Raw genomic sequence first — 24,894 nt, 5'->3', positions numbered from 1 at the left:
GGTGAGTAATCATCAACTTTTTTTTTGCGCTAAAATGACTTGGTAAGAAGCCTTTGAGAGTAGTAAAAACATTCAAATTCTGGGAGTAATTACTAAAATAGTTACTTTTTTTTTCAAGAATTAAATAAAAAGTGCACAGTTTTTGTAAATTGAATAATATAACTAATCAAATAGAATCAATTATGAAAAAAGTACTCACTCTATTATCTGCTATTTTATTACTTGTTGTAAGTAGTAGTTGTAGTAATGATGATAATTACAATGGATATCCAGAAGATCTTGCTGGTGTATTTACAATGGTAAATGCATATGAAGGTAGTAACCAAGTGCGTTATATTGTTGACAATCGAAGTATTCAAACACCATATCAACCTTTGATATACCGTACGTTTGGTTATGCAAATTTGTGGAGTGGCAATCGCGCCTTAACAATTATTGATGGTGTAACTCCTAAACCATTGGTTACTGAAGTTATTAAAATTGAAAGCGGAAAAGCTTATACTTCTTTTATAGCAGGAGCTTCAGCGGAAACTATTAACCACTTTATTACTTCAGATGAGAGAATGCCTCAGGAAGAGGGAATTGAAAACCCAAATGCAGGTGTACGCTTTTTTAACCTGAGTTCTGATAATGTAGAGGTATCCCTACAGTTTGACGGTAAGGTTGTGGCAGATGCATTTGACAACAGAATACAAGATAGTAAGCTTACTGCAAGTAAAAGCCAGGTGTTTAATGGAATTAAACCCAATACCTATAAGGTTTCTATAGTTGACAAAAGCGGAAATATATTAGCTACCAGAGAGAACGTTAAGTTTGAAAAGGGTAGATATTACACGGTGACTTTTGTGGGAGCTAAAGACAACAAAGAGAAATCATATTATATCGGAGTCATTTAAGAGTCCGCTATGTAAGATTATTTTAGCTATTTATTTTTTTATTGATTAAGAATCCCTTTTTGTATTTAGACATGATACTTAAAGGGATTTTTTGTGTTGATACATCAACTCCTTTTATTGACTTTTTCTTTTTTATAATATTTAATTGCCTAAAACAAGAGCTTGAGGTTTAAATGCCAAATGTAGGATATCATTAGGCTAATGCTCTTTTTTCTTTACAACAAAAGAATAATCCTATATCTTTAACAACAAAACACAAGAATTTCAAGGCGATGAATGATACCTTTTCTAATAATCAAATAAAAGTCAACGGATTACCTAATCTTGACGCAATCAAGTTTACTCCCCTAAATTCAAGATATGGCAACGTAATTCTTATCCGTTTAACGATAATTGTACTTGTCTTAACAGTAATAGGATGTACACCACTATTTGCTCACGATTTTATTCCGGAATTAGAACTGCCAATGGGACTACAAATTGCTGCTATTGCTTTTACGAGTATATTGTCATTGCTAATTGTAGTCGTTAATTTATTGGGGTTTAAGAAGAAAGGATATGCAATTAGAGAAAGAGATATTATTTATAAAAGCGGACTCATCAATCGCACTGAAACGGTTATTCCATTCAATAGAGTGCAACACGTAGGTATATATGAAAGTGCGTTATTGCGCGTGTTCGACTTGTGTACAGTGGAGTTTTTTACAGCTGGTGGTGCGATGGGCGACCTGAAGATTCCGGGGTTGTCTAAAGAAGATGGAGACCGATTGAAAGCGTATGTAATCCAGAATATCAACCAAGAGAACAAGACTGTAAAATCAAGTGAACACAACACAGCAGAGTGTACTTGTTGTCAAGAGGGAGGACACAATACTTGTGAACACAATACAGCAGAGTGTACTTGTTGTCAAGAGGGAGGACACGATACTTGTGAGAATAACACAGCAGAGTGTACTTGTTGTCAAGAGGGAGGACACGATACTTGTGAGAATAACACAGCAGAGTGTACTTGTTGTCAAGAGGGAGGACACAATATTTCAGAACACAGTTGTTGTACTGAGAAACCATTGTCTCACACGAATATTTCAAATAATGCATAACAACTTTTACCAACCAACCAGACAAGCAGCAATTGGTATAGTTGCCAATTTCCTAAACACCTTACAACGTTTAGGTAGGGCATTTGCACCCTTAATTGTGATTTACTTTATTAAAGGCAGTATTTCATTTAGTTTCTCAATAGGTGGGGCAGTAGCGTTAATCGTTGTACTAATGCTTGTGTTTTCTTATTTCAGTTACCGCAAGTTTACGTTTTACATCGATGAAAATATAGACGCATTTGTCATTGAAAAAGGAGTGTTCAACAAGTCTAAAATCACGATTCAATTAGATAAGATTCAGCAAGTAAATCTCAATCAGAGTTTTATCAATCGCATTGTAAATGTTTATGCCGTTGAGATTGACTCGGCAGGTAGTAAAGACAAAGAAGCCGTAATTCCGTCTATGGCGTGGGCTGATGCAAATAACTTGAAAAAGATATTGTTAGAATATCAAAAGGAACAACAGCCAGCGAATGTTGATGAAGGTGCAACCGCTTCTACAGTTCAAAATACAAAAGAAATAGGTGTTGGAACCTTGTTAAAAGTGGGGTTAACAACCAACTATCTATATACAGCCGGACTTATCTTCGTATTTGTCAATATGTTTTTAGACTCTTTTGTTGGCAAGAAAGTATATGAAGAATACTTAGATGAAGAAAGTGTGTCCGAGTATGTAAGCAATGGTTTTTCTGCTGTTTACGGATTGTATATTGTCGCGTTTATCATCCTATTGGTATTGGTTGTTAATGTGTTTAGAACTTTGATGAAGTTTTGGGATTTCAAGATTACAACAACTAATAATACGTTGGTTTTATCACACGGATTGGTGTCAACAAGAAATACGATTATCCGTCCTAATCGCGTTCAAAAGGTTGTTTTAATACAGAATTACTTCCAAAAACTATGGGATATCACCAGTTTAAAGATTATTCAGGTTGCCGGAGTAGAAGGCGAAAACAACAAAACAGGATTAGAAATACCGGGTTGTTCTGCTGTTGAGAAAGCAGCTTTTTTTGATATTATTTACAACAAACAGGCAGAGAAAAGTACATTCTCATTGAAATACAACTACCGTTTCTTAGGCTTTAGAGCGTTTATGTTTATAGGTTTACCCTTGGCTATTTTCGCGTTTATGTATTACGGACAACTACCTTTCCAAAAGTTTATTAGCCTTGCATTAGGGTACAGTACCGTTGTTTTTGCTATACTATTTCGAATGTACAAAGTAGGGCGACTGTTTGTTAATGACCACTTTATTGTTTTGCGAACAGGCGTTTGGGACATCAAACACACGTACTTAGAGCCTCATAAAATACAGAAAATAACCCTATCTCAATTGTGGTGGCAACAATCGGCTAATGTTGGTAGTTTAACTTTACACACAGCTGGAGGCCCCTTGCGTTTCAGTACTTCAAAGTACAATGAATTAAAAAAACTACGCGATTTAATGCTTTATAAAGTAGAAACAGCAGAGAAGAGTTGGATGTGATATAGGGATATATCGGGAACTGAAAACTGATATACGTGATACGTCTGTGTGTGCGTGTATATCGTATAATTACCACTTTGTTAATCGGCCTGTTTTATCTATAGACCACGCTAATTAGCGTCTTCAGATTGCACATTTACACATAATATGACAATATATAGCAGTCTGTATATCCTTGCTTTTCATCACGTTACATTGAATAAAAAACATCTTTTTTTCAAAAAAAACACAAAAAAAGTTTGTGTAATTAAAAAAAACACTACATTTGAATTATACAAAAACAGAAAAAATGTTTACAAATAAATTACATCATCATCATCATTTAACTTGCACTCACGCGAGCAGATAATGTTATGATGTAAATTTAAACAACAATATATCTAATTATCCCGTTTGAGTAAGTCAAACGGGATTTTTGTTTTTATAAGCATTCTATACACCTGTATTGGTTTACTCAGACATTTAAAATTGAAACTATGAGTAAATTAAAAATTGCAATCCAGAAAAGTGGTCGTTTAAGCGAAAAGTCCTTAGAACTTATCAAAGAATGTGGCATTAAGATTCCAAACGGAGGAGGAAAACTAATCTCCGAAAGTACAAACTTCCCAATCGAAATCTTGTTTTTACGCGATGATGATATCGCTAAATACGTTGAACAAAATGTAGCTGATATCGGAATTGTTGGTGAGAATGCCTACTTAGAGGCTAACCAAAACGTAGATATTGTAGAATACCTTGGTTTTGCTTCTTGCAGATTGAGCTTAGCTGTATCTAAAAACACAGCATACACCGATATCTCCTTCTTCCAAAATAAAAAGATAGCAACGTCATATCCGATTATCCTTCAAAAATACTTGGAAAGCAAGAACGTACAAGCCAACATCGAGTTTATCTCAGGTAGTGTTGAAATTGCCCCAAGCATCGGATTAGCAGACGGTATCTGTGATATCGTAAGTAGTGGGTCAACCCTAATGTCAAACGGACTAAAAGAAGTAGAGAAAGTAATGGATAGTCAGGCTATTCTTATCGCAAGTCCGGGGTTAGCAGATGAGAAGCAAGCTATACTACAAAAACTGTTGTTCCGCATTAAAGCCGTTTTAAGAGCTAAAGAAAACAAGTATATCCTACTTAATGCACCTAATGAAAAGTTAGATGAAATCGTCAGAATATTACCCGGAATGAAAAGTCCAACCATACTTCCTTTAGTAGATGAAGGGTGGAGTAGCCTTCACTCTGTTATTCAAGAAGACAAGTTTTGGGATATCATAGACGAACTCAAAAAAGCAGGAGCAGAAAGTATTCTTGTCGCTCCAATTGAAAAGATGATTTTTTAAGCCAACCAACAGAATTACAGATGAAAACAGTACAATTTCCCCCACGTGAACAATGGGTAACGCTTTGTAGACGACCAAGTATACAAGCAGAAAACCTAACGGATAAAGTAGCCGATATATTACAACAAGTACGCACACAAGGCGATAAGGCAGTTTACCAATTAATAGAGAAGTACGACAAGGCGAGTCTTGACAACCTAAAAGTGAGCAATCAAGAGTTGTGTAACGCTATTGGTCAGGTAGATGAACAGTTGAAAGCAGCGATAAAAGTAGCTTATACCAATATCAAGAAGTTTCACGAATCACAACAAACACCAGAAGCAGTAGTAGAGACGAGTCCTGGGGTAAGCTGTTGGAGAAAGAGCAAACCAATTGAAAAAGTGGGATTATACATTCCGGGAGGAACGGCTCCTTTGTTTTCAACCTTACTGATGTTGGGAATTCCAGCGCAAATAGCAGGTTGCAAGCAGATTGTGTTGTGTACACCGTGTAATGCAGACGGCGTAGTTAATCCAGTTATTCTATACACCGCATCGTTCTTAGGCATCACCGAAATATACAAAATAGGAGGCGCACAAGCCATCGCCGCTTTTGCTTACGGAACAGAAACCGTACCTAAGGTGTACAAGATTTTCGGACCGGGTAATCAATTTGTAACCAAAGCAAAAGAGTTGGTGTCAAGTCAAGGAACGGCAATCGATATGCCGGCTGGTCCAAGTGAGGTGTTAGTCATTGCCGACAAAAATGCGGATGCAGATTTCGTAGCGGCAGACTTGTTATCTCAAGCAGAACACGGTACCGATAGTCAAGTTGTCTTAGTCAGTGATAACGAAGCAATATTAAACAAAGTACAACAAGCAATTGTGGCGCAAACAAAGGAGTTGCCAAGACGTGAATTAGTTGAGCAAACCCTGACCAATAGTCTGGTAATTCAGTTAAACAACATAGATGAGTGTATCGAACTGAGCAATGTCTATGCGCCTGAACACTTGATATTGGCAGTGGACAACTTCGAACAATACACTGATGCGATTGTCAATGCAGGTTCAGTATTCTTAGGGAAATACGCTTGTGAGAGTGCCGGAGATTACGCCAGTGGTACCAATCACACCTTACCAACAAACGGGTATGCAACAAGTTACAGTGGCGTGTCTTTAGATAGTTTTGTCAAGAAGATTACTTTTCAAACCATCACCGCAGCCGGAATCCAACAACTCGGACCAACTATTGAAATTATGGCAGCAGCAGAGCAGTTGGTCGCTCACAAAAATGCCGTTACCATTCGCTTAAAAAAGTTGAACAATGAACAGTAATATCACCGCTTTAGTGCGACAAAATATACAAAGTTTAGTGCCTTATGCCAGTGCGCGAGACGAATACAAAGGGAATGAGGGGGTCTTTTTAGACGCTAATGAAAACCCTTTCGGTTTGACCAACCGATACCCAGACCCGTATCAAAAGGAGTTGAAACAGGTAATTGCCGATATTAAAAACATAGACGCGGCCAACTTGTTTTTGGGAAATGGAAGTGATGAGGCGATTGACTTGGCTTACCGCATTTTTTGTGAACCGAAACAAGACAAGGCATTGGCATTTACGCCTACATACGGAATGTACGAGGTGTACGCTAATATCAACAATGTGGACTTATACACCTTGCCGTTGAACGATTTGTTTCAGATTGACAAGGCAAGTCTAACCCCGTATTTGCAAGACAACAGCATCAAACTAATGTTTATCTGCTCGCCTAACAATCCAACCGGAAATGTAATTGCAACGGAAACAATCGAGTGGATATTGGCTAATTTCAAAGGGATAGTTATTGTTGATGAGGCGTATATCGACTTCAGTAATAGCGTATCGTGGACACAGCGTTTGGGTGATTATCCTAACTTAATCATTCTACAAACCTTGTCAAAAGGATGGGGAATGGCAGGTTTGCGAATAGGAATGGCGGTGATGAATCAAGAGGTATTACAGTATTTCAACAAGGTGAAGTCGCCTTATAACATCAGCCAAATCAACCAAATGGAAGCAATTAAGGTGTTGAGTGACACCGCGGCATTTGACCAACGCATTGCTTTGTTGAACCAAGAAAAGGCAAGGGTGATTGAGGAACTTAACGCAATGGCAATGACCAAGCGCATTTATCCCTCAGATGCCAACTTTATTTTAGTGGAGGTAACCAATGCTAATGCGGTGTACAGCCAATTGATAGACAAGCAAATTATTGTGCGCAATCGCCATAGTGTCGTGCCTAATACACTGCGTATTTCAATCGGTACACCAACGGAAAACACCCAATTAATCAACACTTTAAAACAAATAGACAATGAAAAAGAAAGTATTATTTATCGATAGAGATGGAACAATCATCAACGAACCAGCTGACTTTCAAATCGACAGCTTAGAGAAGTTGGAGTTCCTTCCTCAGGTAATTACCAATTTAGCGCGTATTGCCAAGGAATTAGACTACGAATTGGTAATGGTGAGTAACCAAGACGGACTGGGTACAGCGTCGTTTCCAACAGAAACCTTTTGGCCTGCTCAAAACAAGATGTTGGCGGTATTGCAAGGAGAGGGAATCAACTTTGTGGACATCTACATTGATGAGTCGTTTGAACAAGAGAACAAACCAACGCGTAAACCTGGTATTGGTATGTTGGGCAAGTATGTGTATGGCAACTACGACTTGGCAAATTCCTTCGTTATTGGCGATAGGCTAACAGATGTTCAACTGGCTAAAAACCTTGGTGCACAGGCTATTTTAATTCAGGAGAACAACAATACAGAAGCCGCGTTAACAACGATGAGTTGGAACGACATCTATCAGTTTTTAAAAGCTAAACCACGCACAGCAACGGTGGTTCGCACTACCAAAGAAACCGATATTAAAGTGCAGGTGAACCTGGATAGTAATAAGGAGTCGCAGTTTGACACAGGCTTACCGTTTTTTGACCATATGTTAGAACAAATCAGTAAACACGGGGAAGTAGGGTTACAGGTGAAGGTAAAAGGCGATTTGCAAATTGATGAACACCACACAATGGAAGACACCGCATTGGCGTTGGGAGAGGCGTTCAAACAAGCCTTAGGCGATAAAAAGGGAATAGAGAGATACGGTTTTTTACTGCCAATGGACGATTGCTTAGCGCAGGTGGCTATTGACTTTGGAGGGCGACCTTGGATTGTGTGGGACGTGGCGTTTACCCGTGAGAAAATAGGAGATGTACCAACAGAAATGTTTTACCACTTTTTCAAATCGTTTAGTGATGCTGCACAGTGTAACTTAAACATCAAATGTGAGGGAACGAATGAGCACCACAAGATAGAGGCAGTGTTTAAAGCCTTTGCAAAAGCGATAAAACAAGCGGTATCACGCACAAATAATTACGAAATACCAAGTACAAAAGGAATCTTATGATAGCGATTTTAAAGTATAATGCGGGAAATATACAGTCGGTTGAGAATGCCGTACAGCGGTTGGGATATCAGACTATTGTAACGGATGATGTCAACGAATTAAACGCTGCTGATAAAGTTATTTTTCCCGGTGTAGGTGAGGCGTCATCGGCGATGGCGTATTTAAAAGAACGCCAGTTAGACGAGGTGATAAAGCAGTTGAAACAACCCGTTTTAGGCATTTGCTTAGGAATGCAGTTGTTGTGCCAATTTACAGAAGAAGGCAATACGCAGGGCATTGGTGTTTTTGACAACAAAGTGCGTTTGTTTCCAAGTACGGATATCGTGCCACATATGGGTTGGAACGATTGTAATACCCTACAAGGCCAGTTGTTTCAAGGCATACAAGAGGGAGCCGACTTTTACTTTGTACACAGTTATTGTGCTGAGGTGAATGAAAATACCATAGCTACAACAAACTATATTCTGCCTTTTTCAGCGGCTTTGCAAAAAGACAACTTTTACGCTGTGCAGTTTCACCCTGAGAAATCGGCAACTATTGGAAACCAATTATTAAAAAACTTTTTAAAATTATGAGAATTATACCAGCAATAGACGTAATAGACGGAAAATGTGTTCGCTTGAGCAAAGGAGATTACGACACTAAAAAAATATATGCAGACGACCCTGTTGAAATGGCGAAACGCTTTGAAGATAGTGGTATTCAATATTTACACTTAGTTGACCTAAATGGGGCTAAGTCAAACAAAGTACAGATAGCCGGATTAATAGAGGCGATTGCCACACAAACTAAGCTGATTGTGGACTTTGGAGGGGGAATTAAAACAGAGGAGGATGTGAAGATTGCCTTTGAATCAGGAGCTAATCAGATAACTGTGGGCAGTGTAGCTTTGAATAATCCAACGCTTTTTTACAGCTGGTTGAAAGAATACGGCAGCGACAAAATTATCTTAGGAGCCGATTGTAAAGACCGTCAAATTATGACCCAAGGTTGGCTTAAAGGCAGTAAGGTTGATGTGGTGGCTTTCATTAGCGAGTATATGGAGCAAGGCGTGAGTACGACCATTGTAACCGATATTGACAAAGACGGAATGTTGAGCGGACCTGCTTTTGAACTATACAATGAGATTATGAGTAAAACAGGTGTTGATTTAATTGCCAGTGGCGGTATCACCACCATAGCCGATGTGTTGAGGTTGAGAGAAATGGGGTGTGAGGGCGCTATTATTGGCAAGGCGATTTACGAAGGAACGATTACGTTAAAACAGTTGAGTGAGTTATGCTAAAAAAGAGAATAATACCGTGTTTGGACATTCAAAACGGACAAGTAGTAAAGGGTGTAAACTTTGAAAACATCAAACAAGCAGGTGATCCGATTGCGTTGGCAAAGCGCTATGTAGCAGAGGGAGCAGACGAATTGGTGTTTTTAGACATTACGGCAACTATTGAAAACAGAAAGACGTTAGTTGATTTAGTACGCGCTATTGCAAGGGAAATCAATATTCCGTTTACAGTGGGTGGCGGAATCAACAGTGTGGAACAAGCGAGGGAACTCATCCGCGCTGGTGCTGATAAGGTGAGTATAAACTCAGCCGCTATCCGCCGTGTGGAGTTGCTGAGCGAGTTGGCACAAGAGTTTGGCAACCAATGTGTGGTATTGGCCATTGACACCAAACAAGAGGATGACGTGTGGTGGGTGTATAGCAAAGGAGGACGTGAGAAAACGGACAAACAGACGTTAGATTGGGCACAAGAAGGCGTGCGTAGTGGGGCTGGGGAAATCCTGTTAACTTCTATGAATCACGACGGAACCAAAGGTGGTTTTGCACTTGAACTAACCAGTCAAGTAGCCGATATTGTTGATGTTCCCGTCATTGCATCAGGTGGAGCAGGGGCTATTGAACACTTTGAAGAAGTGTTTACTCAAACGCGTGCCACAGGTGCTTTAGCAGCCAGTATTTTTCACTACGGACAAGTGCCTATTGTAGCATTAAAACAAGCATTAAAAACAAAAAATATAGCAGTAAGATGAAAGAGAATATAGATTTTAATAAGGGAAATGGGTTAGTAGCAGTTGTAATTCAAGACGCATTAACAATGAAGGTGTTGATGCAAGCCTATATGAACGAAGCTGCTTTTGACCAAACCGTTGCAGAAGGAAAAGTAACGTTTTTTAGCCGTACCAAAAACAGGCTGTGGACAAAAGGAGAAACCTCACAGAACTACCTTTGGGTAAAGCGTATGCAGTTGGACTGCGATGGCGATTGTCTGTTAATTCAAGTAAAAGCAGACGGACCTACTTGCCACAGAGGAACAGAAACGTGTTTTGATACCACAGAAAGCAGTAGCAAAGGATTTGTGTACGAATTACAAGACGTGATTAGCAGTCGCATTGACAACAAAACAGAGGGTTCATACACCTATCAGTTATATCAACGCGGCATCAATAAAGTAGCCCAAAAAGTAGGAGAAGAAGCCGTTGAGGTAGTCATTGAAGCCAAAGATAACAACGCCGATTTATTTAAAAACGAAGCCGCCGATTTGATGTATCACTACCTGCTGTTGCTAAAAGCAAAGGGATTCACCTTAGAAGACATAGAAGCCGTTTTGAAAGAAAGACATCAATAAGAAGAGGGTTAACGGTTTACGTTATGACGTTTCACGTTTATCGGTTTCTGGTTCCCGGTTCCCTGTTTTCAGTTTATCGGTTTATCGGTTTTCAGTTTTCAGTTTTCAGTTCCCGTTTCACGCATATCGGTTTCCGTCAAGATGTTCTCTGTAGATCAGCTATATTGTCACTGAAAGTATAAATCACTAAACTATAGTTGACTTAAATTTGCGAATACGATCTAAATATATTTGTTTTGTTGAAGAATGATAGAGATTTTGTGTTGATTGTAATGTATTGACAAACAATGATTTTTGTTGTATATTTAAAGAAGTAAAAAGGATTAGAAGATGAAAACAAAAGAAATCAATAAGGAAAAACTTAATACGATACATTTAAAGGCTTCTAAAAATGCTATTCGCGTTAATAAAGCATTAGGCTTGTCTTACCAAAAAGTTGAAGGAGGACAATTAATCGAAGTAGGATCTGATGGTACTAAGAAAGTATTAGGTAAGCCGAAATTCGGAACAGTAAAAACAGAAGTGAAATCGTTTAAATTAAAACGATAATATGAAACGTTTTAGAATGTTTGGAGGTCCAAATGGTTCTGGCAAATCAACGTTATTAACGGGAATTGCAGAAGAGTGTTCAATAGGTTATTATGTCAATGCAGATGAAATTGAAAAAGAATTGAGGGCTAATGGGTTTATTGATTGTAGTAATTTTTTTCCTACTGAAGTAAGTAATGAACAGTGGTTGTTGTTTTTAAATAATTTGATAGAGAATGACACTCGTGTACAGCTGAATAGTTTGTCGTCAGTTAGAATTAAAGAGAACGTATTGATTATTGAGGCTCCAATTAATAGTTATATTGCAGCTGTTATTGCTGAATTTATGAGATATATTTTGTTGGATTGTGATGTTTCATTTTCCTTTGAAACTGTAATGTCTCATCCTTCAAAAGTAGAATTTTTGAAAGAAGCCAAAGCCAAAGGGTTTAAAACATATTTATATTTTATTTCGACGCAAGACCCATCTATTAATATTAGTCGTGTTGCTAATAGAGTTGGAAAAGGTGGACATGATGTAGATACAGATAAGATAGTTAGTCGTTATTACAGATCAATGGAATTATTATGTGATGCTTTTTTAAGTGTAGATAGAGCATATATAATAGATAGTTCAATGGAAGATGGTATATCGGTATTTGTTGAGAAAAATGGTGATGATGTTACCATTACAAGTGAAGAGGTACCAGAGTGGATTGGCAAGTATTTATTGGAAAAGTTACAGAAATAAATAGATAATTATAGAAGGGTGAATTGTTATTCATCCTTTTTTTTTATGTATTGTGGAAACGCGAAGTATCGCGTCTGAACCGAAAATTATACGTTACACATATCCACAAAGCCGTTTCACGCATCACGGTTCCCGGTTTTCGGTTTCCAGTTCCCGTCAAGACGTTTCACGCATTACGCATATCGGTTCCCAGTTCCCAATCAAATAAATTTTAATAAATCTTTATGAATACGTAGCTTTGACGCTCTTAAAAAAGCAAAGCAACCTATGGTCAATCGGCAGTTTACCCTATTTTTACTCTTAATTTTGTGTTTTTTCACTTCGTGTAAGCAACAACTTAACAACGAAGAAACCGCTCTTAACAATAAAGAGAAATACACCCGTACAACGGCAGATTACTTGGCGATGCTCCTATCCATAGACACCCTTAGCATTGAGGAAAAGAAGAAAGTAGTACAACAAGAAAAAGACCAATTTACAGCAGTTGCCAACAAAGAAGAAAATCCCTTTTATCACTATATAAGCGGATTAGAAGCATATCAAAACAAAGCGTTTGACGAGGCACAGCAACACTTTACAGCGATGCAAACAACAGCGCAACAAGCTGAAGTAACCCACCTAAAAGAACTGTATATTCTATATTCGGCATTAAACAGCAACGCAATTGCTGACGCAGCGTTGATGGAAGAATTATTGCTAAAAACAAGTGAAGCAGAAAAGGCAAACAGCAGTATTACTTTTCGCTTTTACGACGCTTTAGCACAAGCGTACTTCAAAAACAGAAACCCCGCAAAAGCCTTAGAATACGCAACCTTACACTTTGAAAACCATCCATTAAACAAGTCAGTGGTCGTTCAACAACGCTATTACGAAATATCGTTACTCTTGGCAATTACATCCGGAAACGAAGATAAAATCGACCATTTGAGAGACGAGTTCAAACGCTTGTTAGCACAAACACAAGACCCGTTAGCCACAGCGCGTTATTACGATTTAGAAACCTTTTACTACAACATAAAAAAGGACTACCCACAAGCATTAGCAAGTAGTCAGGAGAGTTTTAACCAATTGAAAAAGCTCGACGCACTAACCGTTGCCTCGTTCAATAACCTGGCTACCAGTTTTATCAAAAACAACTTAGTCGATTCGGCTTTAACCTATTACAAAGAAGGATTACACTGGGCAGACACCCGTAACAAAGGACAAGAAAAAGGAATTATTTACAGTGGATTAAGCAATACGTACAAGATAAAAGGCGACTATAAAAACGCATTAATAGCCTTAGACTCTTGCTATAAAGTAGAAACCGCAAACCAAGAAAAGATAAAAGCAGACTTCATAGCCGAGTTACAAACCAAATACGAAACCGAGAAAAAAGACTCAGAAATAACCTTATTAAAAACGAATAACGACTTAAACCAAAAAGTGATTAAGCAACAATGGCGTATGTTTACGGCATTCGGACTCCTTATTGTCTTCGCGTTTTTATATATGCAAATCCGCTATCGCCAACGCTTGTTAAAAGAGCGAAACCAGCGATTAGAAACGGAAAACAAAAAAATGCAAGTAGAACAACGCGCACTCCAATTGCAGTTAAATCCACACTTCATTTACAATTCCATTGCCAATTTACAAGGGTTAATTGTCAATGACCAAAAGCGACAAGCCAATGAATACCTGCTTGCCTTTTCAACCCTAATGCGCAATATCTTAGAACACAATCGCTGTGAGTTTATCACCTTAAAAGAAGAATTGACTACCATTAGCAATTACGTCAAACTACAACAAATGCGTTATGCTAACAAGTTTGAGTACACTGTCAATTGCCACGATATCCTCATAGACAATATTGAAATTCCGCCTATGCTATTACAGCCATTCGTTGAAAATGCCATTGAACACGGGTTTGCCCATATTGACTATGCAGGAAAACTGTCGATGGAAATAACACAGGAAAATCAGCACATACACATTTGTATAACAGACAACGGAAAAGGGCTGAACACCCCAAATCAAAAGTCACAAACTAAGAAGTCGCTATCCCAAACAATCACACAAGAGCGTTTAGACTTACACTATAATACCACTCAAAAAAGAGCCTATTTTGAGGTTGTAAACAAGGCAGACACCACACAACAAACAGGTGTAGTAGTTCATATTTATTTGCCAATTTTAATCGACTAAACCCAACAAAATGAAAGTATATATACTCGAAGATGAAGCCAATATCTTAAAATACATCCTCTCGTTAATCGTAGATATACCCTACTTACAAGTAGTTGGATATGCGGGGGAAATCAGCAAAGCAGAAGTAGAAATTGAACAACAACAACCCGATTTAATATTAGCCGACATCCACTTAAAAGACGGCAATAGCTTTTCGCTGTTTCACAAAATGGAAGTAAGCGCACAGATAATATTTATCACTGCTTATAGCAATTATGCCATTGACGCCTTAAACTTAGGGGCGTTTTCCTATCTGTTGAAACCCATTGATGAAGCGGAGTTTAAACAGCAAATAGACAGGTGTTACAACAATTTTGACGACCATAAAATCGACAAAAAGCAATTAGAAATAGCCTCTGATTATTACCAAAGTGAACAAGCGCCAACGCGTATTGCACTAAAAAACTTTGACTACACACAAATCGTACAAGTGCGCGATATTATGTATTGTAAAAGTGACAAAGGGTACACGACTTTTTATCTGAATAGCGGACAAAAGATAGTGGTGTCAAAAGTATTGAAAGAATACGAAGGACTATTGCCCAGCAACACCTTTATCCGTTGTCACCAATCCTATTTAGTCAATGTAAACTACATCAGCAAGTATTACAAAAACGGCTTATTAGAGTTGTTTACCAAACAAACCATTCCCGTATCCGATCGTAAAAAGGAAGTAGTCTTAGAATTTATAAGCAGTATTTCCTAAGTAAAATAGGGGTTTGTTAGTTATATTTTACACAATAAATTTGATAATTGTACTAAAATGGCAAAACGATTATTTGTAAAAAGAGTACGATAATTTACTAAAACGTAGCGAAAAAAGATAAGTTCCCTCAATCCATAAAATACCCTTTATTTTTGCGGAAAGTTGATAAATAAGGAAGTCAACTTGGTTAGTCCCCACAGTTATGAACCTGAGTGAAGCCCAAAAAATAATAGTAGCAGAATGTGACAGAGAAAAGAAAATAGCTCTGCGCAACCTTGTTGTCATCGTGGTAGTTGCTCTTATTATAGCGGTTTTACTTGTGGTTTATGCTTTAGACCCCCTTCAAAGTACCTTTTCAAAAACCATAGCTAATTTAGAAAATAGCAAAAACGTTGGTGCGTATTACAAAATTATCTTTCCGATTATCTTCCTTAGTCTGATTGCCTTTCCCTTAAATTCATTGCGCAATGTGATGAATAGAAGTAAGCAAGTTACAACTGTTTTTACGCGCATAAAGCAAGGTGAAAAAGGAGAAGTAGTCGATATTGAGAATGCCTATCTAACCATAGTTCCTCTATTAATTGTCAGGCTCACCTTAGATTCAATCAGTTATATAAAGGTACGTGTGGACCAAAAAGAGTTTACCCTTCCGGTTCCCCCTTTGGTGATTCCCCATATAACCAGAGCGTTAGCCCACGTAGATGTTGGCTATTACGAGCAGGTGATAGGCGCTATTTACGGAGAAAACAAACAAGAAATAGCAATAGAAGAACAAGGACAAACGAACTTAGCTCCGTTGCACACATTTCAAGCATTTTGCAGGCAAACCTTTGGTCAGCAGTTGTCCACTCTTGAAAAAGGACGTCATAAAGCAAACAAAGTACTTTACCTTCAAGTGGTCATTTCCCTTGCTTTAGTAGGCGGAATCATCTATTTTTCTACGGTTAATCCCGACTTTTTTCAGGACTCAGATAACCTATTTATGTTCATAGGTAGCTTTTTTGTAGTAATGACCATTGGTGCATTGGTGTACTATATGGGACAGCAGAATAATACCCCAAAGCAACAAAATACCAGAAATAAAGACACTTCATCAAGTTTACAAGAGGCAAAGAAAACCGTATTTACGAAGATTATCCACTTTATTAATCCCAAGTTTCAATACATTGAAAAAGGGCATTTATCCCTACCCGAAATATTGCAATCAGACCTACTGAAAGTCAAGCAGTACGCTGTATATGGGGGAGAACAATTTGTAGGATATTACAAAGGAATACCCTTTCAGTCGTGTAACCTAACCCTGACCTATCGCCCCAATATGCGCAGAGTCAAAGAAGCTGACGACACCGTATTTACAGGTAATTACTTCGTAGCGAGACCCCCTCAGAAGTTTGCCGTACCCATTTACATACACCCTAAAAAAGGTGTGTTTAGCACTGTAATGGACAACGAAATAGCCACTTATTTGCACAAAAGCGGCGAAAAAGTAGCTGTAAACAATGAAGCCTTTTTACAACAATTTACCGTTTACAGTAAAGACGAAACGGAAGTCAGAAAAGTATTAACTCCTGTGTTTATGCAGCGTTTACTGGCGATTAACAAACGCAGTAAAGGAAATGTGTATGTCGTACTAAGAGAGCACACCATAACCATTGCAAGTAATACATCTAATATAACGGAGGTAGGTTTACAAGCACAAGATGCGTTGTTTACCAAAATAGACCAAGCGTTATTAGACAAAATGTACCAAGAGATAGTAGGACAATTCGAAATAATAGACAACCTACAAATAGTTCAGTAAATAAAATAAGTATTAAATATTAAATCAAAGTAGTTATGAAAAAGATGATTTTGTTTTTAGCTGTTGCCACAACAGCAATGCTAACCTCTTGTGGAGGAAGTACAATTTTTCCACAAAACGAAGATAACGGCAAGCAAGTTAAAGACTTAGTAATTAAGAACTTCGGAGGAGATAAACAAGTAAGTGCAATCACCTTATTATCTCAAGATGAGCTATATGCAGCATTAGGAAGCGTTACAATTCAGTACAAAGACGGAGACAAGAAGTACGAGCAAACGTATGCAGACGGTAAAGTAGGCGAGCCAAAAGAAGAAATGGAGAACGCAATGGCAAAGCAAGCAAGCGAGTTAATTGCAAATATTCAGAATAAAGTAGGCGTTAAAACAGAAGCTAAAAAGGATTATACAGTAGCCTTAGAAAGTATTAATTACGATCAGATTCCGTACCAAGTAGGAGCAGCGGCAGCTATGTTAGAATCAGAATATGAGAAGTTTGTTTTGCGCAGCTACACAGTAAGAGTAGTAGGAGAAAACGAATTACAAGTACGCTTTGTTATACACGCACAAAAAATTGGAGAAGCAAAAGAAATGCGTGGCCGTAAGACAGTAACAAGCTATTACGATTTCACATTTGAAGTACAAAAAGACGGAACAGTTGATTTCGCAGGTATATAATTTAAAACAGATAAAAGATGCAAAGTAATTTAGCAAAAATCATCTTCCTTGTATTAGTAGTTGCAGGAGGAATCGGGGCTTATATGTTGTACAACGGAGGAATGTTTGACACCCGTAAATACAAAAGTGAGTATGTAACTTATGCCAAATCAGAAGCGACTATCGTTGATATTGAAGAAGTAAAAAGAAGAAAGTCGAACGAGCTTACGTGGACATTAGAATATAAAGATTATGCAGGCAATCTAAAAAAAGAGAGAATTGCAGGTGAATCTTTTATGCGTAAAAAAGTAGGTGATAAAATCGTTATTTACTACGACTCTGTTGCAAACCGTTTAGCGGTAACAGAACAACGCTATAAAGAAATAATGAGAGATTAATCTCGTTGTTATATAGAAAACACTTAGTTAGAGAATGAGCAAAAGAAAAAGATCCAATGCTTAAAAGTGAAGTCCACAAAGATGTTTTTGTGGACTTTTTTTTGTTTATAGTTATAAGCAATGTATATCACACCTCACGCTCCGTAGGGGCGCCGCCGCTTGTTGTTTATTAATAAACAACCCATTCCAAACATTTTAATGTATGATTAATTATAAATAATTAATTGTGGGTAAACACGTAGGTTTACCCCTACGTATGCCGCAATGCATCGTTATGATGAATATGATATGTGGAAATACGAAGTATCGCCTTTTTCCGATTAAACTAATAACCCGATTTACACCCACCACTGTTGTAGGGGAGAATTATTATTCGCCCACACGGCATACGACAAAATACATATCTACAAAGAGGCATCACGCCTCACGTATCACGCCTCACGTTTTACGTATCACGCATTACCTTCTATATCAATCCATAAAAATTCACACTTGTACTACATTCACTATCATCCTGTTTAGCAAAAAAGAACCACACAATACAATTTTTTGCTTTCCAATTTTCCGGTAAAGGCGACGTAAATGTACCCTCACTTCTAAACCCTTCTTTGTCAGGTAAGAAGAATAATTTTTGCTTTTTACAAAACAATACCGCTTTCGCCTTATCCGAGTCAAGTGCCAAATCACGCCCTCCATTAGGCGTCCAGTTAATACGCAATTCTTCGTCAGTAAGCGTTACCTCGGTAATCGTTGCAGCAGGCAAGTATCCCTTTGTAATCACAACCTGTTGGTAGTTGATTTGGAGGTTGTCATCAATGTCTTTAATTGCATATAATAAAAGATGAGAAAGCGCCAAGTTCGTACGTGATTTAGCACCTATTTTATGTCCGAAATACAGATCTGTAACACCGCTCAGAGGATATAAAAACTCGTGCGACAATTTAAACTTTTGTTGTTGTTTCAACTGAGCAGGAGTTGATTTGTATTTCTTTTTTCTGGGTTTAGTACGCATACATTTTTGACCTCTGTAATTGTATCCAATCACAGTGCCAATCGAACCGGTAAACTCACCTAAAAGACCATTTGGAATTCTTGCCATAATGAAAGATTATTTTATTTTTAAACAATAGAGTGTTGGTTGTCAGATTCTTATATGGTAAAATTAAATATATTTATAATGTCTTTTTTGGGCTATTGGCTATTTTGGGCTCAAATGACCACTTTTTTCCTTTCTTTTCCTTTTTTTTCCATTCTTTTCCGTTTTTTTCCCTTCTTGTCTCTTTTTCTGTCTTGTAGTCAAATTTTAATCAAACTCTTGTTATTACTGGGGTTGTACGTGTTTTATAGCAAAATGATACACATTGTAAAAAAGGGTATGTGAAAGGCAAAAAAGGTTTTTTTGAGGGGTAAAAAGTCATATTTAGCTAAATCAAAGGCTAATAGCAATCTAATTTTGAAGTGTAATTATTTGTGAATTAAAGGTGTTTTAATTAGCCCATGTTCGAGACATCTCCCACACAAGTACCACAGACCTTCGGAAATCAGCTTTTTTTCGGTAGGTGTGTGGTACAAATGTGGTATTTGTGTGGTACAAGGTCCGTATAAGTCTGTAATGATAGGTGGTTGAGGGGTGTTGGAGGAGGGGTTTTAAGGGGGATTAGAAAACAGGTTGATTTAAGTATTCACTACTTATATAATTGAAATTATCGTACTTTTATCAGCATACACAGTTAGATTTGTTTAAAATTAAGTAGTTATGAAAAGAGTTCTATATCTTTTATTTATATCATTTTCATTGGTGAATTGTTATGCACAAGAAGTTGATCTTAAAGATTTGGAGGAGAGAAATGGGGTGGCTTACGCTATTAAATCAGATAAGCCATTTAGTGGAACAGCGAGGAGTCTTTATTCCAATGGGGAAGTAAAATTTGTGGAGAGTTACAAGAATGGAATTTTAGAGGGAACCGCTAAGCGATATTATGAAAATGGGCAGTTAAAAGCAGAGGGAAATTATAAAAATGGGGAGATTGACGGTGTTCTTAAGGAGTATAATGAGCAGGGGAAAATAGCGTTTGAAACCAGCTACAAAGCCGGAAAGATAGATGGAGCTAAGAAACAGTTTTATGAGAATGGGCAATTGCGTACTGCATCAGATTATAAAAATGGGGAACTTAACGGAGTGATTAAAGCTTATTATGAAGGGGGACAACTTTCTGGTGAATCAAGATATATAGATGGGATAGCGAATGGTGTTACTATTGGGTATTTTGAGAATGGAAAGGTAGAGATAGAAGCAAATTATAAGAATGGGGTTTTAGATGGGGTGGTTAAGAAGTATTATAGGAATGGACAGTTACAGTCTGAGGTAGGTTATAAAGAGGGATCGCTGCACGGAATTATGAAGGGATATGATGAGAAAGGAAAATTAATGGGTGAAGCAAATTATGAGTATGACCTGTTGGTTGGGGAGGTTAAGAGGTATTAGTTTTTAGGTTGGGGTTTTATTGTGTAGAAATATAATTTGAAAGTTTTAAAAATTAAACTTTAGTTATTGGTATTAACTCAAGCTTAAAAGTTATAATTAATAATTTATTAAACATGAAAAAAGTATTATTTAGTTATTTTTTAATTGGAAGTGTACTTATTGCAAGCTGTAGTGATGATAAAGAGAGGAAAGACCAAGAAAAAGCGGATAAGGAAGCTCAACTTGATTTAAAAATAAAAGAAGCTGATAGATTGTTCAAAAAATATGGATGGGAAAACGATCCAGAAATTGATAGAAATTCAAAAGAGTTTAGAGAAGAATATGAAGAGATGGATTTGAAGCAATTAGAAGGTTTCTTAAAACAAATGAAAGAGGGGGTAATTTATAATGATACTATTGTAAACCAAATTGAAGGGGTTTAATGGTTGTGAATTGCTTTATTTCATTGGATAATATTTGTTTTGGTATTTAGTGATTTTACAATTCAAATTGTTGTATTTTTATCGTGTAATCACACAGCGTAATGTTGGTGCTGATATCGTCACGGTTGGTTGTGAATTGCTTTCAAATTATTGTATTTTTATCGTGTAATCACACAGCATTTGACGATTTGCCTTATTGCGTTGTGGTGTTGTGAATTGCTTTCAAATTATTGTATTTTTATCGTGTAATCACACAGCCAATTCCCCGATGCATGATTAAAAGTTTTTGTTGTGAATTGCTTTCAAATTATTGTATTTTTATCGTGTAATCACACAGCTCAGTAGGGGTATGGAATATGTCTTGTTGTGTTGTGAATTGCTTTCAAATTATTGTATTTTTATCGTGTAATCACACAGCATTTGACGATTTGCCTTATTGCGTTGTGGTGTTGTGAATTGCTTTCAAATTATTGTATTTTTATCGTGTAATCACACAGCACTTTTTAAAGATGTAGTTATTACTAATGCGTTGTGAATTGCTTTCAAATTATTGTATTTTTATCGTGTAATCACACAGCTGGCTTTGAAATAGATTATCAGACTTACCTGTTGTGAATTGCTTTCAAATTATTGTATTTTTATCGTGTAATCACACAGCCTAAACGCTTTCAACTGTCCTGCAATAGATGTTGTGAATTGCTTTCAAATTATTGTATTTTTATCGTGTAATCACACAGCAATGAAGGAGTATAAGCGAAGAAGTAGTGCGTTGTGAATTGCTTTCAAATTATTGTATTTTTATCGTGTAATCACACAGCAAAAGCGTAATTAGCACCTGCAACACATATGTTGTGAATTGCTTTCAAATTATTGTATTTTTATCGTGTAATCACACAGCGTTGTTTTCAAAATGATGTTCCAAGTCTATGTTGTGAATTGCTTTCAAATTATTGTATTTTTATCGTGTAATCACACAGCCCGAATTTGTAAATAGTTGTAGGAATAATAGTTGTGAATTGCTTTCAAATTATTGTATTTTTATCGTGTAATCACACAGCTATCGACTTCGGCGCCTACGGAGTCTATTTGTTGTGAATTGCTTTCAAATTATTGTATTTTTATCGTGTAATCACACAGCCCGCGAATTTATCGAAGCGGCCATAGATGCGTTGTGAATTGCTTTCAAATTATTGTATTTTTATCGTGTAATCACACAGCGTAAACTACGTAATGGTTAAAGAACGCCGTGTTGTGAATTGCTTTCAAATTATTGTATTTTTATCGTGTAATCACACAGCATGCATATTGATTAATATTTATTGCACTTCGTTGTGAATTGCTTTCAAATTATTGTATTTTTATCGTGTAATCACACAGCGTAAACTACGTAATGGTTAAAGAACGCCGTGTTGTGAATTGCTTTCAAATTATTGTATTTTTATCGTGTAATCACACAGCTTTCGGGGCTAACGATGTCGCTACCGTGTAGTTGTGAATTGCTTTCAAATTATTGTATTTTTATCGTGTAATCACACAGCGCAAAAGTGCTAATGGGTTACTCCTCAGTAGTTGTGAATTGCTTTCAAATTATTGTATTTTTATCGTGTAATCACACAGCCAGGTGCAAGGCTTGCAGTGTTTGCAAGCTGTTGTGAATTGCTTTCAAATTATTGTATTTTTATCGTGTAATCACACAGCTACCGTTACGGTGCAATGCCTTAACGGGGAGTTGTGAATTGCTTTCAAATTATTGTATTTTTATCGTGTAATCACACAGCAATACGTTTATCAGCCTTATCTCTGACTAAGTTGTGAATTGCTTTCAAATTATTGTATTTTTATCGTGTAATCACACAGCTAATGAGCAAAGGATAATGATAATAAGTGCGTTGTGAATTGCTTTCAAATTATTGTATTTTTATCGTGTAATCACACAGCCGATGAGTATTTATACTCGCATCAAAGTTTGTTGTGAATTGCTTTCAAATTATTGTATTTTTATCGTGTAATCACACAGCTTAAAGTGTTCTTTATCTCTTATACATTGTGTTGTGAATTGCTTTCAAATTATTGTATTTTTATCGTGTAATCACACAGCACGCTGTTTATAAAGTTCTCTTCAGTCCATGTTGTGAATTGCTTTCAAATTATTGTATTTTTATCGTGTAATCACACAGCTTTCGGGTGGTACAGTGTGTATTAATGTTAGTTGTGAATTGCTTTCAAATTATTGTATTTTTATCGTGTAATCACACAGCATTGCTCCAGAATTATCCACATATTTGCCTGTTGTGAATTGCTTTCAAATTATTGTATTTTTATCGTGTAATCACACAGCAGAGGGCAGAATATATGAGCGTTCCCCCTGGTTGTGAATTGCTTTCAAATTATTGTATTTTTATCGTGTAATCACACAGCTTGTGCGACTACGGATGCTGCGGTCGGTCGGTTGTGAATTGCTTTCAAATTATTGTATTTTTATCGTGTAATCACACAGCACATTCCTGAATTTTATTATTGGCTAATATGTTGTGAATTGCTTTCAAATTATTGTATTTTTATCGTGTAATCACACAGCAAATTGAACTTGACGAACATCAATTAAATGGTTGTGAATTGCTTTCAAATTATTGTATTTTTATCGTGTAATCACACAGCTAAGTGTTTTACCACCACCCGTACCGATTTGTTGTGAATTGCTTTCAAATTATTGTATTTTTATCGTGTAATCACACAGCCGCTTCAAAGCTCTTTACCTCGTAACCCATGTTGTGAATTGCTTTCAAATTATTGTATTTTTATCGTGTAATCACACAGCATCTTGAACCAGTCCAACCACACTTTTCATGTTGTGAATTGCTTTCAAATTATTGTATTTTTATCGTGTAATCACACAGCATAGTAATGTCTTCTCAATCTTTCAATATCGTTGTGAATTGCTTTCAAATTATTGTATTTTTATCGTGTAATCACACAGCATGGGTGTGAACCTTCCTTATTGTAAGATCGTTGTGAATTGCTTTCAAATTATTGTATTTTTATCGTGTAATCACACAGCCGCTTCAAAGCTCTTTACCTCGTAACCCATGTTGTGAATTGCTTTCAAATTATTGTATTTTTATCGTGTAATCACACAGCGAAGAAAGCGTAAATCTCAACTATACCGAAGTTGTGAATTGCTTTCAAATTATTGTATTTTTATCGTGTAATCACACAGCATCTTGAACCAGTCCAACCACACTTTTCATGTTGTGAATTGCTTTCAAATTATTGTATTTTTATCGTGTAATCACACAGCATAGTAATGTCTTCTCAATCTTTCAATATCGTTGTGAATTGCTTTCAAATTATTGTATTTTTATCGTGTAATCACACAGCATGGGTGTGAACCTTCCTTATTGTAAGATCGTTGTGAATTGCTTTCAAATTATTGTATTTTTATCGTGTAATCACACAGCTTAAAATAGGTCAAAATAGGTTGTTTGAGTGTTGTGAATTGCTTTCAAATTATTGTATTTTTATCGTGTAATCACACAGCTGACGCACGTAAATGGGTAGTTGCTAAAATGTTGTGAATTGCTTTCAAATTATTGTATTTTTATCGTGTAATCACACAGCTAAGTGTATGGAAGTATTAGACTATGCTTTGTTGTGAATTGCTTTCAAATTATTGTATTTTTATCGTGTAATCACACAGCTAAATTCAGTTGCAAACACTGCAAAGTCTAGTTGTGAATTGCTTTCAAATTATTGTATTTTTATCGTGTAATCACACAGCCCCCGTAGGCTTTGAAATCAAAAAGCAATAGTTGTGAATTGCTTTCAAATTATTGTATTTTTATCGTGTAATCACACAGCTCCAACTATTATTGTATTGTCGGTAGGGCAGTTGTGAATTGCTTTCAAATTATTGTATTTTTATCGTGTAATCACACAGCGTAATCTGCACGGCGTGCATTGTCGCCATGGTTGTGAATTGCTTTCAAATTATTGTATTTTTATCGTGTAATCACACAGCTAATACTGATTATAGTAATACTAAGTATAGGTTGTG

At 36.8% G+C, this 24,894-nt stretch carries 21 protein-coding genes and 1 CRISPR repeat array (1 of these 22 running past the window's edge); of the genes, 20 read left to right on the top strand and 1 reads right to left on the bottom strand.

Going from position 1 to position 24,894, the window contains the following annotated elements; genetic code table 11:
• Positions 1–182 precede the first annotated feature (182 nt).
• From BLT46_RS03655 to BLT46_RS03570, 18 genes are all read left to right on the top strand, one after another.
• Positions 183–896, top strand: a complete 714-nt coding sequence (locus BLT46_RS03655) for a DUF4397 domain-containing protein (protein ID WP_090406367.1) — start codon at positions 183–185, stop codon at positions 894–896.
• Positions 897–1,168: 272 nt separating this feature from the next.
• The gene (locus tag BLT46_RS03650; protein ID WP_090406363.1) at positions 1,169–1,996 is read left to right on the top strand and encodes a PH domain-containing protein; all 828 of its coding nucleotides are present in this window, start codon (positions 1,169–1,171) and stop codon (positions 1,994–1,996) included.
• Complete coding sequence (locus BLT46_RS03645) at positions 1,989–3,485, top strand: PH domain-containing protein (protein WP_245722935.1); 1,497 nt, start codon at positions 1,989–1,991, stop codon at positions 3,483–3,485. The genes BLT46_RS03650 and BLT46_RS03645 overlap by 8 nt, the downstream gene beginning before the upstream one ends.
• Positions 3,486–3,961: 476 nt before the next feature.
• Positions 3,962–4,819 carry an ATP phosphoribosyltransferase gene (hisG, locus tag BLT46_RS03640; RefSeq protein ID WP_090406361.1) on the top strand — a complete coding sequence of 286 codons (858 nt, stop codon included), beginning with the start codon at positions 3,962–3,964 and terminating at the stop codon, positions 4,817–4,819.
• Positions 4,820–4,839: 20 nt separating this feature from the next.
• Positions 4,840–6,132, top strand: a complete 1,293-nt coding sequence (gene hisD, locus BLT46_RS03635) for a histidinol dehydrogenase (RefSeq protein ID WP_090406358.1) — start codon at positions 4,840–4,842, stop codon at positions 6,130–6,132.
• Positions 6,122–7,180, top strand: a complete 1,059-nt coding sequence (gene hisC / locus BLT46_RS03630) for a histidinol-phosphate transaminase (protein WP_090406354.1) — start codon at positions 6,122–6,124, stop codon at positions 7,178–7,180. The genes hisD and hisC overlap by 11 nt, the downstream gene beginning before the upstream one ends.
• Positions 7,152–8,243 carry a bifunctional histidinol-phosphatase/imidazoleglycerol-phosphate dehydratase HisB gene (gene hisB, locus BLT46_RS03625; protein WP_090406350.1) on the top strand — a complete coding sequence of 364 codons (1,092 nt, stop codon included), beginning with the start codon at positions 7,152–7,154 and terminating at the stop codon, positions 8,241–8,243. Before hisC ends, hisB begins: the two co-directional genes overlap by 29 nt.
• Positions 8,240–8,818 carry an imidazole glycerol phosphate synthase subunit HisH gene (hisH, locus tag BLT46_RS03620; protein WP_090406348.1) on the top strand — a complete coding sequence of 193 codons (579 nt, stop codon included), beginning with the start codon at positions 8,240–8,242 and terminating at the stop codon, positions 8,816–8,818. The genes hisB and hisH overlap by 4 nt, the downstream gene beginning before the upstream one ends.
• On the top strand, positions 8,815–9,528 hold the full coding sequence (hisA, locus tag BLT46_RS03615; RefSeq protein ID WP_090406346.1) for a 1-(5-phosphoribosyl)-5-[(5-phosphoribosylamino)methylideneamino]imidazole-4-carboxamide isomerase: 714 nt from the start codon (positions 8,815–8,817) through the stop codon (positions 9,526–9,528). The genes hisH and hisA overlap by 4 nt, the downstream gene beginning before the upstream one ends.
• Positions 9,522–10,274, top strand: a complete 753-nt coding sequence (gene hisF, locus BLT46_RS03610) for an imidazole glycerol phosphate synthase subunit HisF (RefSeq protein WP_090406343.1) — start codon at positions 9,522–9,524, stop codon at positions 10,272–10,274. The genes hisA and hisF overlap by 7 nt, the downstream gene beginning before the upstream one ends.
• The gene (hisIE, locus tag BLT46_RS03605; RefSeq protein ID WP_090406340.1) at positions 10,271–10,870 is read left to right on the top strand and encodes a bifunctional phosphoribosyl-AMP cyclohydrolase/phosphoribosyl-ATP diphosphatase HisIE; all 600 of its coding nucleotides are present in this window, start codon (positions 10,271–10,273) and stop codon (positions 10,868–10,870) included. Before hisF ends, hisIE begins: the two co-directional genes overlap by 4 nt.
• Before the next feature lie 330 nt (positions 10,871–11,200).
• Positions 11,201–11,419 carry a hypothetical protein gene (locus tag BLT46_RS03600; protein WP_090406337.1) on the top strand — a complete coding sequence of 73 codons (219 nt, stop codon included), beginning with the start codon at positions 11,201–11,203 and terminating at the stop codon, positions 11,417–11,419.
• 1 nt (position 11,420) lies between these two features.
• Positions 11,421–12,149, top strand: coding sequence for an ATPase (locus BLT46_RS03595; protein WP_245722934.1), 729 nt, complete (start codon positions 11,421–11,423; stop codon positions 12,147–12,149).
• A gap of 267 nt (positions 12,150–12,416) precedes the next feature.
• Positions 12,417–14,333 carry a histidine kinase gene (locus BLT46_RS03590; protein ID WP_090406334.1) on the top strand — a complete coding sequence of 639 codons (1,917 nt, stop codon included), beginning with the start codon at positions 12,417–12,419 and terminating at the stop codon, positions 14,331–14,333.
• A gap of 10 nt (positions 14,334–14,343) precedes the next feature.
• On the top strand, positions 14,344–15,081 hold the full coding sequence (locus BLT46_RS03585) for a LytR/AlgR family response regulator transcription factor (protein WP_090406331.1): 738 nt from the start codon (positions 14,344–14,346) through the stop codon (positions 15,079–15,081).
• Between the two features lie 202 nt (positions 15,082–15,283).
• Positions 15,284–16,882: a DUF3137 domain-containing protein gene (locus BLT46_RS03580; protein WP_090406328.1), complete on the top strand. Its 1,599-nt coding sequence runs from the start codon at positions 15,284–15,286 to the stop codon at positions 16,880–16,882.
• 35 nt (positions 16,883–16,917) lie between these two features.
• Positions 16,918–17,556, top strand: a complete 639-nt coding sequence (locus tag BLT46_RS03575; RefSeq protein ID WP_090406325.1) for a hypothetical protein — start codon at positions 16,918–16,920, stop codon at positions 17,554–17,556.
• 17 nt (positions 17,557–17,573) lie between these two features.
• Positions 17,574–17,933 (top strand): DUF3592 domain-containing protein, encoded by a 360-nt coding sequence (locus BLT46_RS03570; protein WP_090406322.1) that lies wholly within the window; start codon positions 17,574–17,576, stop codon positions 17,931–17,933.
• A gap of 466 nt (positions 17,934–18,399) precedes the next feature.
• Here BLT46_RS03570 and BLT46_RS03565 read toward each other — a convergent pair whose 3' ends face one another.
• The gene (locus BLT46_RS03565; RefSeq protein WP_090406319.1) at positions 18,400–19,032 is read right to left on the bottom strand and encodes a DUF6266 family protein; all 633 of its coding nucleotides are present in this window, start codon (positions 19,030–19,032) and stop codon (positions 18,400–18,402) included.
• Between the two features lie 657 nt (positions 19,033–19,689).
• Here BLT46_RS03565 and BLT46_RS03560 point away from each other — a divergent pair.
• Positions 19,690–20,418, top strand: a complete 729-nt coding sequence (locus BLT46_RS03560) for a toxin-antitoxin system YwqK family antitoxin (protein ID WP_090406316.1) — start codon at positions 19,690–19,692, stop codon at positions 20,416–20,418.
• A gap of 113 nt (positions 20,419–20,531) precedes the next feature.
• Positions 20,532–20,840 carry a hypothetical protein gene (locus BLT46_RS03555; RefSeq protein ID WP_090406313.1) on the top strand — a complete coding sequence of 103 codons (309 nt, stop codon included), beginning with the start codon at positions 20,532–20,534 and terminating at the stop codon, positions 20,838–20,840.
• Between the two features lie 128 nt (positions 20,841–20,968).
• Positions 20,969–24,894: direct repeats of the CRISPR family, unit length 50 nt; unit sequence GTTGTGAATTGCTTTCAAATTATTGTATTTTTATCGTGTAATCACACAGC; it runs 4,604 nt beyond the window's last position.

Source organism: Myroides phaeus, from assembly GCF_900099675.1.
GTDB classification, from domain to species: Bacteria; Bacteroidota; Bacteroidia; order Flavobacteriales; family Flavobacteriaceae; genus Flavobacterium; species Flavobacterium phaeum.
The sequence above is the reverse complement of the archived record's forward strand: the minus strand, read 5'-3'. Positions and strand labels throughout refer to the sequence as shown.

Coding starts and splice junctions, on each gene's coding strand:
- BLT46_RS03565 (WP_090406319.1), bottom strand. CDS start 19,032: ATGGCAAGAATTCCAAATGGTCTTTTAGGTGAGTTTACCGGTTCGATT.
- BLT46_RS03650 (WP_090406363.1), top strand. CDS start 1,169: ATGAATGATACCTTTTCTAATAATCAAATAAAAGTCAACGGATTACCT.
- hisH (WP_090406348.1), top strand. CDS start 8,240: ATGATAGCGATTTTAAAGTATAATGCGGGAAATATACAGTCGGTTGAG.
- BLT46_RS03600 (WP_090406337.1), top strand. CDS start 11,201: ATGAAAACAAAAGAAATCAATAAGGAAAAACTTAATACGATACATTTA.
- BLT46_RS03655 (WP_090406367.1), top strand. CDS start 183: ATGAAAAAAGTACTCACTCTATTATCTGCTATTTTATTACTTGTTGTA.
- BLT46_RS03590 (WP_090406334.1), top strand. CDS start 12,417: ATGGTCAATCGGCAGTTTACCCTATTTTTACTCTTAATTTTGTGTTTT.
- hisC (WP_090406354.1), top strand. CDS start 6,122: ATGAACAGTAATATCACCGCTTTAGTGCGACAAAATATACAAAGTTTA.
- BLT46_RS03585 (WP_090406331.1), top strand. CDS start 14,344: ATGAAAGTATATATACTCGAAGATGAAGCCAATATCTTAAAATACATC.
- hisB (WP_090406350.1), top strand. CDS start 7,152: ATGAAAAAGAAAGTATTATTTATCGATAGAGATGGAACAATCATCAAC.
- hisA (WP_090406346.1), top strand. CDS start 8,815: ATGAGAATTATACCAGCAATAGACGTAATAGACGGAAAATGTGTTCGC.
- BLT46_RS03575 (WP_090406325.1), top strand. CDS start 16,918: ATGAAAAAGATGATTTTGTTTTTAGCTGTTGCCACAACAGCAATGCTA.
- hisF (WP_090406343.1), top strand. CDS start 9,522: ATGCTAAAAAAGAGAATAATACCGTGTTTGGACATTCAAAACGGACAA.
- hisIE (WP_090406340.1), top strand. CDS start 10,271: ATGAAAGAGAATATAGATTTTAATAAGGGAAATGGGTTAGTAGCAGTT.
- hisG (WP_090406361.1), top strand. CDS start 3,962: ATGAGTAAATTAAAAATTGCAATCCAGAAAAGTGGTCGTTTAAGCGAA.
- BLT46_RS03570 (WP_090406322.1), top strand. CDS start 17,574: ATGCAAAGTAATTTAGCAAAAATCATCTTCCTTGTATTAGTAGTTGCA.
- BLT46_RS03560 (WP_090406316.1), top strand. CDS start 19,690: ATGAAAAGAGTTCTATATCTTTTATTTATATCATTTTCATTGGTGAAT.
- BLT46_RS03580 (WP_090406328.1), top strand. CDS start 15,284: ATGAACCTGAGTGAAGCCCAAAAAATAATAGTAGCAGAATGTGACAGA.
- BLT46_RS03645 (WP_245722935.1), top strand. CDS start 1,989: ATGCATAACAACTTTTACCAACCAACCAGACAAGCAGCAATTGGTATA.
- BLT46_RS03595 (WP_245722934.1), top strand. CDS start 11,421: ATGAAACGTTTTAGAATGTTTGGAGGTCCAAATGGTTCTGGCAAATCA.
- BLT46_RS03555 (WP_090406313.1), top strand. CDS start 20,532: ATGAAAAAAGTATTATTTAGTTATTTTTTAATTGGAAGTGTACTTATT.
- hisD (WP_090406358.1), top strand. CDS start 4,840: ATGAAAACAGTACAATTTCCCCCACGTGAACAATGGGTAACGCTTTGT.